At 63.4% G+C, this 6,204-nt stretch carries 8 protein-coding genes and 1 pseudogene; 6 read left to right on the top strand and 3 right to left on the bottom strand.

Going from position 1 to position 6,204, the window contains the following annotated elements:
* The first annotated feature begins 22 nt into the window (after window positions 1-22).
* On the top strand, window positions 23-151 hold the full coding sequence (locus GPA21_RS03715; protein WP_246261739.1) for a GNAT family N-acetyltransferase: 129 nt from the start codon (window positions 23-25) through the stop codon (window positions 149-151).
* Between the two features lie 16 nt (window positions 152-167).
* Here GPA21_RS03715 and GPA21_RS03710 read toward each other — a convergent pair whose 3' ends face one another.
* The 3 genes from GPA21_RS03710 to ygfZ are packed head-to-tail and all read right to left on the bottom strand — an operon-like array spanning window position 168 to window position 2,283.
* Window positions 168-932, bottom strand: coding sequence for an NRDE family protein (locus tag GPA21_RS03710; protein WP_168986866.1), 765 nt, complete (start codon window positions 930-932; stop codon window positions 168-170).
* 2 nt (window positions 933-934) lie between these two features.
* Window positions 935-1,261, bottom strand: coding sequence for a DUF4936 family protein (locus GPA21_RS03705; RefSeq protein WP_168986865.1), 327 nt, complete (start codon window positions 1,259-1,261; stop codon window positions 935-937).
* Window positions 1,262-1,263: 2 nt separating this feature from the next.
* Window positions 1,264-2,283, bottom strand: coding sequence for a CAF17-like 4Fe-4S cluster assembly/insertion protein YgfZ (gene ygfZ, locus GPA21_RS03700; RefSeq protein ID WP_168986864.1), 1,020 nt, complete (start codon window positions 2,281-2,283; stop codon window positions 1,264-1,266).
* A 148-nt stretch (window positions 2,284-2,431) separates the two neighbouring features.
* Here ygfZ and mltG point away from each other — a divergent pair, with 148 nt between their 5' ends.
* From mltG to GPA21_RS03675, 5 genes and pseudogenes are all read left to right on the top strand, one after another.
* Window positions 2,432-3,442, top strand: coding sequence for an endolytic transglycosylase MltG (gene mltG / locus GPA21_RS03695; protein ID WP_168986863.1), 1,011 nt, complete (start codon window positions 2,432-2,434; stop codon window positions 3,440-3,442).
* Window positions 3,439-4,068 carry a dTMP kinase gene (gene tmk / locus GPA21_RS03690; RefSeq protein WP_168986862.1) on the top strand — a complete coding sequence of 210 codons (630 nt, stop codon included), beginning with the start codon at window positions 3,439-3,441 and terminating at the stop codon, window positions 4,066-4,068. Before mltG ends, tmk begins: the two co-directional genes overlap by 4 nt.
* Window positions 4,065-5,105 (top strand): DNA polymerase III subunit delta', encoded by a 1,041-nt coding sequence (gene holB, locus GPA21_RS03685; RefSeq protein ID WP_168986870.1) that lies wholly within the window; start codon window positions 4,065-4,067, stop codon window positions 5,103-5,105. The genes tmk and holB overlap by 4 nt, the downstream gene beginning before the upstream one ends.
* A pseudogene (locus GPA21_RS03680) lies at window positions 5,102-5,417 on the top strand (PilZ domain-containing protein). The gene holB and the pseudogene GPA21_RS03680 overlap by 4 nt, the downstream one beginning before the upstream one ends.
* Before the next feature lie 13 nt (window positions 5,418-5,430).
* Window positions 5,431-6,204, top strand: a complete 774-nt coding sequence (locus tag GPA21_RS03675) for a YchF/TatD family DNA exonuclease (RefSeq protein WP_168986861.1) — start codon at window positions 5,431-5,433, stop codon at window positions 6,202-6,204.

Below are 6,204 nucleotides of genomic sequence, written 5' to 3'. Positions count from 1 at the left end.
CGACGAGGCCAAGCGGCTCGGCATGGACCAACTCGTGCTCAATGCGCAGCTGACCGCCGAGGGTTTCTACGCCCGCTTCGGGTTTCAGCCTGAAGGCGAGGTATTCATGGAGGCCGGCATCGCCCATCGTGAGATGCGTCGACGGCTATGAATTGCGCAGGCCTGGGTCAGGATCGGCGTGTGAAGCGGTGCTCGACCTGGCTTTCGACCTCGCCCTCCGCGTTCCAGGTCCATTCGCTGAAACGAGTGTTGCCGTCGTGTCCGATGGTAATCAGGCTCGAGCAGCGAGTACCGTAGTCCGCTGTGCTGACAAATACCGGCGATAGCAGGCGTTCCCATTCCAGCGAAACCCCGGTGCTGGGGAGCTCGTGATCTGCCGCCGGCGTGGTGTCCCGGAGCAGTCGGAGCATCGGCTCGGGTTCGGGCAAGGTCTTCAGTGCTTCGGCGAATTGGCTGCGTGCCCGCCTGAGCTTGGGCCAGTCGGTGTTGAGCACATGGTTTGACAGCCCGTAGATACCCGGCTCGAGTCTGCGAACCGCGCCGGTGGTGCTCTCATGGATGCCCAGCGTGCGACCGTCGGAGACGAAGAGGTTGAAGCCAACGTACTGCCCGCTCACGCCTGCCAGTGCGTTCAGGGTCGATTCGGTATCTGCGCTGCCCGACAGGCAGTCACGCACCAGTGTGCCACGTGACGGCGCGCCGGGACGATGGCCGGAAGGGTCGCGGTAGTTGGTCAATGCTGCGAAGCGACCCTGCCGGGTAAGGCCCATCCAGGTTCCGCCGGCCTCGAGGTCACGCCCGGCCAGGATGTGCGGTGCATCGGTCCACCAATGCGCCGGACTGGCCGGACGCTCGCGAAACTCGTCCCGGTTCGCAGCGACCACCAGGCGGTAATCCGGGTGAACCTGCCAGGCCAGAACGATGAGACACATCGTCAGTCGGCCTCGCCCGGTCTGCCGATAGCGACGAAATGCTCGATATGACGCGCCGAGCCGGGCTCGATGAGATCGTCCAGTCGGGCAACGGCGACTTCTTCCGCGAGCACTGCCTCGAACTCGCGGACGTTGGTCACGTGCTCGTAGATCTCCATCCAGGTAGTGGTGTCCTCGAGCCGTCGCATGAGTCGGGCCGTGACTGGAGTGCGTTCGGTGACCGCCTGCTGCATCGTGGCAATCCGAGCGCATGCCGTCTCGCTCGAGACGTCGGCGCGCAGCCTGTAGTAGACGTAGATGCTGGCGTCGGTCCGGGTCTCGTCGATCATGTTCAATCGACCGAGTAGGGGAGATCCAGCAACACGAGGAGCGTGCCGGTGGGCGAGCCGAGGTGGATCTCGCCAGTGTCGGCGCAGCTGATCTGCATCACGGCCAGCGCCTCAAAGCCACCATCGGGCGAGGGCGCGACATTGACCAGCTTGCCAGCCGACTGTTCGCCGAACGCGGGGGTGTAGAGATCAGTGCCCGCGGCTGGCGCCTGCTCGGCGTCGATACGCACCCGGTACATGCGCTTCTTGAGTTTGCCGAGGTACTGCGTGCGGGCGACGATCTCCTGGCCCGGGTAACAGCCTTTCTTGAAGTTCACGCCGCCGATGAGTTCGTAATTGAGCATTTGCGCGACGAATTCTTCCTGTGTCGCTGCAGTGATCAGCGGCAGACCGGCACGAATCATCGCCAACTGCCAGGCGTCGGTGCCGGCGCGGATGCCGCCGGCGGACAGTGCCTGCTCGAAAACCGACTCGGCCCGGTCAAGCGCTACCGCAAGCACGTAGGTCGTGGCGTTCAGCCGGATGCCGCGCAGGGCGTCGGTCGAGCTCTGGCGCATGTCGCCGGTCGCGGCAGGCAGGCCGAGTGCGTTCGCGATTGCTTCGGCATTCGGTCCGGCCAAGCCGATCAGCGCAGTGTCGCCGCTTGCATCGGTCAGTTTGACCTTGCTTCGCAGCACGTACATCGACAGCTTCTTGTGCATCGGCACGAGGATGTCGCTGGCGAGGGCGAGCGCGTGACCGCCATCCTCGGACCACAGCAACATGCTCGCGAGCATGCGTCCTTTCGGACTGTTGAAGCTGTTCCACTGGGCTTCGTCACGGGCCAGTTTCTTGACGTCGTTGGAAAACAGGTTGTGCAGGAACGATGCGGAGTCTTCACCTGCGGAGCGAATGACGCCGAGGTGCAACAGTGGCACGACCAGGGTTTCGCCCGGCGCCGGCGGTGGCGTGTCGAAGCTCAGCGAGTTGGCGGCGAGGCTTGCGCCCGAGCGGGCGAGATAGTCGGTCCAGAGCGATGTCATGTTTTTCCAGTTCTCGTGTCGGGGTCGGAACGTCGATTGATCTGATCAAGTATTATAGTGGGCTGCGTCGCACGCCGAACCTCGGATCGTGCATGCCGGTCGGAGTTTAATCCGTCGGTCAGATTTCAACCCAGCAACTCCGGGCCGAATGAAAGCGTTTCTTCTTAAGTCGATCCTCCTGCTCGCCATCGTTTCGATGCTCGCCGCGGCCGCGCTGGGCGCCGCCTGGTGGTATGCGAACCGACCGTTGCCGCTTGCCTCCCCGACGATTGAGTTCACCGTCCAGCGGGGCTTCAATATGCGCCAGGCGGCGCGTGAAATTTCGGCCGCCGGGGCTGATGTTCATCCCGAAGCGCTCTACTGGATTGCCCGGCTCGATGGCAAGGCCGGGCGCATCGTTGCGGGCAGCTACGAGATCCAAACCGGCCTCAATGCGAGAGAGCTGATCGACAAGCTCTACCGCGGGGAGGTCACGCGCGCCGAGTTGCTCATCGTCGAAGGCTGGACCTTCCGTCAGGTACGACGAGCGATCGAAACCCATCCCTATGTGCGGGTTGATACCGCGGATCTCAGCGACGAGGAGATTCTCGCTCGAATCGGTGCTGCGGAGTCTCATCCGGAGGGTTTGTTCTTCCCGGACACTTATCTGTTCGATCGTCACACCAGTGCCCTCGAGGTATTCCGTGTCTCGCATCAGGCGATGCAGCGCCGGCTCGAACAGGCCTGGGAACAGCGTGACCCGGGCGTACCTCTGGGCTCGCCCTACGAAGCGCTGATTCTTGCCTCAATCATCGAGAAGGAGACCGGTCTTGCAGACGACCGCTTGCTGGTCTCGTCGGTGTTCACCAATCGGCTACGCATCGGCATGCGGCTGCAAACCGACCCGACGGTGATCTACGGCTTCGGTGAGGCGTTTGAGGGGCGACTCAGGAGACGTCACCTCGAAACCGATCATGAGTACAACACCTATACCCGTGCCGGCCTGCCGCCGACGCCGATCGCGATGCCCGGCTGGGATTCGCTGATCGCCGCGGTTCAACCTGCCGAGTCGGAGTATTTCTACTTCGTCGCCCGGGGGGATGGCAGCAGCCAGTTCTCGCGCAACCTCGCGGACCACAACCGGGCGGTCAATCGGTTTATTCGTGGGAGAGGTGGATGAGTGAAGGCGTGACCAAGGGTCGCTTCATCACCTTCGAAGGCATCGACGGCGCCGGCAAGAGCAGCCAGATCGCGGCCCTGGTGGCGCACCTGGAAGGCAAGGGGCGCGTCGTCGACCAGACCCGTGAGCCCGGTGGCACAGAACTCGGCGAGCGTTTGCGTGAGCTGTTGCTGCATCAGCCGATGCATCTCGAAACCGAAGCGATGCTGATGTTTGCCGCGCGTCGCGAGCATCTCGCGGTGCGCATCCGGCCGGCACTCGACGCGGGACGCTGGGTGGTATCCGATCGTTTTTCGGACGCAACCTACGCCTATCAGGTCGGCGGGCGGGGGCTGGATCCGGCGAAGTTCGCTGCGCTCGAGCAATGGGTGCATCCCGGCTTTCAGCCCGACCTGACACTGGTCTTCGATCTGTCGCCGGAACGCGCGGCGCAACGCCTTGCCGGCACTGGCAATGCGCCGGACCGCTTCGAGCGTGAACGGCGCGATTTCTTCGAGCGGGTCCGGGGCGCCTATCTGGAGCGTGCGGCTGCGGATCCCGGGCGAGTCCGGGTGATCGATGCCGACCGCGATCCGGCGACGATTCGTGGCGAGATGCTCGCGATCGTCGAGGAGCGCTGGCCCTGATGCATCCCTGGCTGGAAGATACCTGGCGACGCCTGGTTTCACTGGGCGAACGCATGCCGCATGCGTTGCTGTTCGTTGGCCCGGCAGGCACCGGCAAGCGCGATCTTGCCGATGCGCTTGCCGCCGCGATGTTGTGCGCTCATCCAACGGAAGATGGCCATGCCTGCGGTCGATGCGACGCCTGTTTGCTGCGGCTGTCAGGGAACCATCCCGACCTGCACTTGCTGGTGCCGGCGGCTCAGTCGGCGTCGCCTGAAGCGTCGTCGGCGGAGGAAGGCGGCAAGGCGAAGTCATCACAGATCGTCATCGAGCAGGTGCGCGATCTTCAGTCCGCGCTTGGCGTCACCGCACATCAGGGGAGCCGACGGGTCGTGATCGTCGAGCCGGCTGAGGCGATGAACACATTCACCGCAAATGCGCTGCTGAAGTCGCTGGAAGAGCCGCCGCAGGGCTGCACGTTTCTGTTATGCAGTTCGGCGCCACGCATGCTGCTGCCGACCATTCGCAGCCGCTGCCAGACGTGGGCGATCTCTCCCCCGGACGAAACCGCTTTGCGCGCATGGGCAACCGACAAGCCGCCGGAGCTGCTTGCCCTGGCGCGCGCTGGCGGTGGCATGCCGCTGGCGGCCGAGCGTCTGGCCGCACGAGGAATGGCGCCTCACCTCATGCGCTTCGTGCGCGATATCGGCGCGCTGCCGGGCACCGACCCGCTCATGCTGGCCGGCCAGTGGGAAAGCTGGCTGAAGTCGAAGGAGGCGATTGCGGCCGGATTCGACATGGCGCAGCTTGTCGATTGGGTCCAGCGCTGGGTGACGGACCTGACGAGTATCCGTCTTGGGGGGCAGGTGCGCTATTTCCCGGATCACGAGGCCGTGCTTTCGGCAGTCGCCCTGCGCGCAAAGGTCGACGCCATGACGACCTGCTACAATGATTTGACCCGAATCAGGCGGGTTGCACGGCATCCTCTCAATGCGAGGTTGATGCTCGAGGATATGTTGCTGCGCTTTGCGCGTGCGATTGGTGGGATAAAGAGATGAGCGAACCAGGCAAGAGCGCGGTGCGGCCCAGCGTACTGTCGCTGAACATCAGCTCGAAATCGGCGCTGTACGCTGCATACATGCCCTTCATCACCCACGGCGGTCTGTTCGTACCGACCAACCGCAAGTACGAGCTCGGTGACGAAGTGTTTCTCCTGCTTCAGTTCATGGATGACCCGACCAAGCACCCGGTGGCAGCGAAGGTGGTCTGGCTCACCCCCAACGGCGCGCAGGGCGGCAAGACCGAAGGCGTCGGCCGAGACCATACTCGCCGGCCTGATTGGCTCGAGTCGGCCCACACACACCCTCTGATTGTTTTCGGCACGTGTTCGTAGATTCTCATTGTCATCTGGATTTTCCGCAGCTTGCCGAACGCGAGGATGAGATTCTCGCTGCCATGCGCGCAAACAACGTCGGGCAGGCGCTCTGTGTCAACGTCAAGCTCGAGGATTTCGAGCGGGTGCTGTCGCTGGCCGAGCGACATGAGGGGTTACACGCCTCGGTCGGCGTGCATCCCGACAATGCTGAGGTGGATGAGCCCGACGTCGAACGTCTGGTGGCGCTCGCCAGGCATCCCAAGGTGGTCGCGATCGGGGAAACCGGTCTCGACTATTACTGGCACAAGGATGCGCCGGAATGGCAACGGGAGCGGTTTCGGGTGCATATCCGTGCCGCTCGCGCGTGTGACAAGCCCCTGATCATTCACACTCGCAGCGCTGCCGACGACACCATCCGCATCATGCGAGAAGAGGGTGCGGACGTTTGCGGCGGCGTAATGCACTGTTTCACCGAGTCGCGCGAGATGGCCGAGGCCGCGCTCGACCTCGGTTTCTATATTTCCTTTTCGGGAATCGTGACCTTTCGCAATGCGAAGGATCTGAAGGCGGTTGCGCAGTATGTGCCGCTTGACCGCTTGCTGATCGAGACTGACTCACCCTATCTCGCGCCGGTGCCTCATCGGGGCAAGACCAATGAACCTGCGTGGGTGGTTCATGTCTCAGAAGAGATTGCCCGCCTGCGCGACGAGCCGCTGGAACGGATCGAGGCGATCACCACCGAGAACTACTTCCGCCTTTTCAGGCACGCAAGAGTGAACTGA

It is taken from the genome of Azoarcus taiwanensis (assembly GCF_012910885.1).
GTDB classification, from domain to species: domain Bacteria; phylum Pseudomonadota; class Gammaproteobacteria; order Burkholderiales; family Rhodocyclaceae; genus Azoarcus_F; species Azoarcus_F taiwanensis.
This window is presented reverse-complemented; position numbering and strand designations above follow the sequence as displayed.

What these genes read in the sequence shown, in the direction of transcription:
- GPA21_RS03705 (WP_168986865.1), bottom strand. Translation starts at nt 1,261, where the DNA reads ATGATCGACGAGACCCGGACCGACGCCAGCATCTACGTCTACTACAGG.
- GPA21_RS03715 (WP_246261739.1), top strand. Translation starts at nt 23, where the DNA reads ATGGACCAACTCGTGCTCAATGCGCAGCTGACCGCCGAGGGTTTCTAC.
- mltG (WP_168986863.1), top strand. Translation starts at nt 2,432, where the DNA reads ATGAAAGCGTTTCTTCTTAAGTCGATCCTCCTGCTCGCCATCGTTTCG.
- ygfZ (WP_168986864.1), bottom strand. Translation starts at nt 2,283, where the DNA reads ATGACATCGCTCTGGACCGACTATCTCGCCCGCTCGGGCGCAAGCCTC.
- GPA21_RS03710 (WP_168986866.1), bottom strand. Translation starts at nt 932, where the DNA reads ATGTGTCTCATCGTTCTGGCCTGGCAGGTTCACCCGGATTACCGCCTG.
- tmk (WP_168986862.1), top strand. Translation starts at nt 3,439, where the DNA reads ATGAGTGAAGGCGTGACCAAGGGTCGCTTCATCACCTTCGAAGGCATC.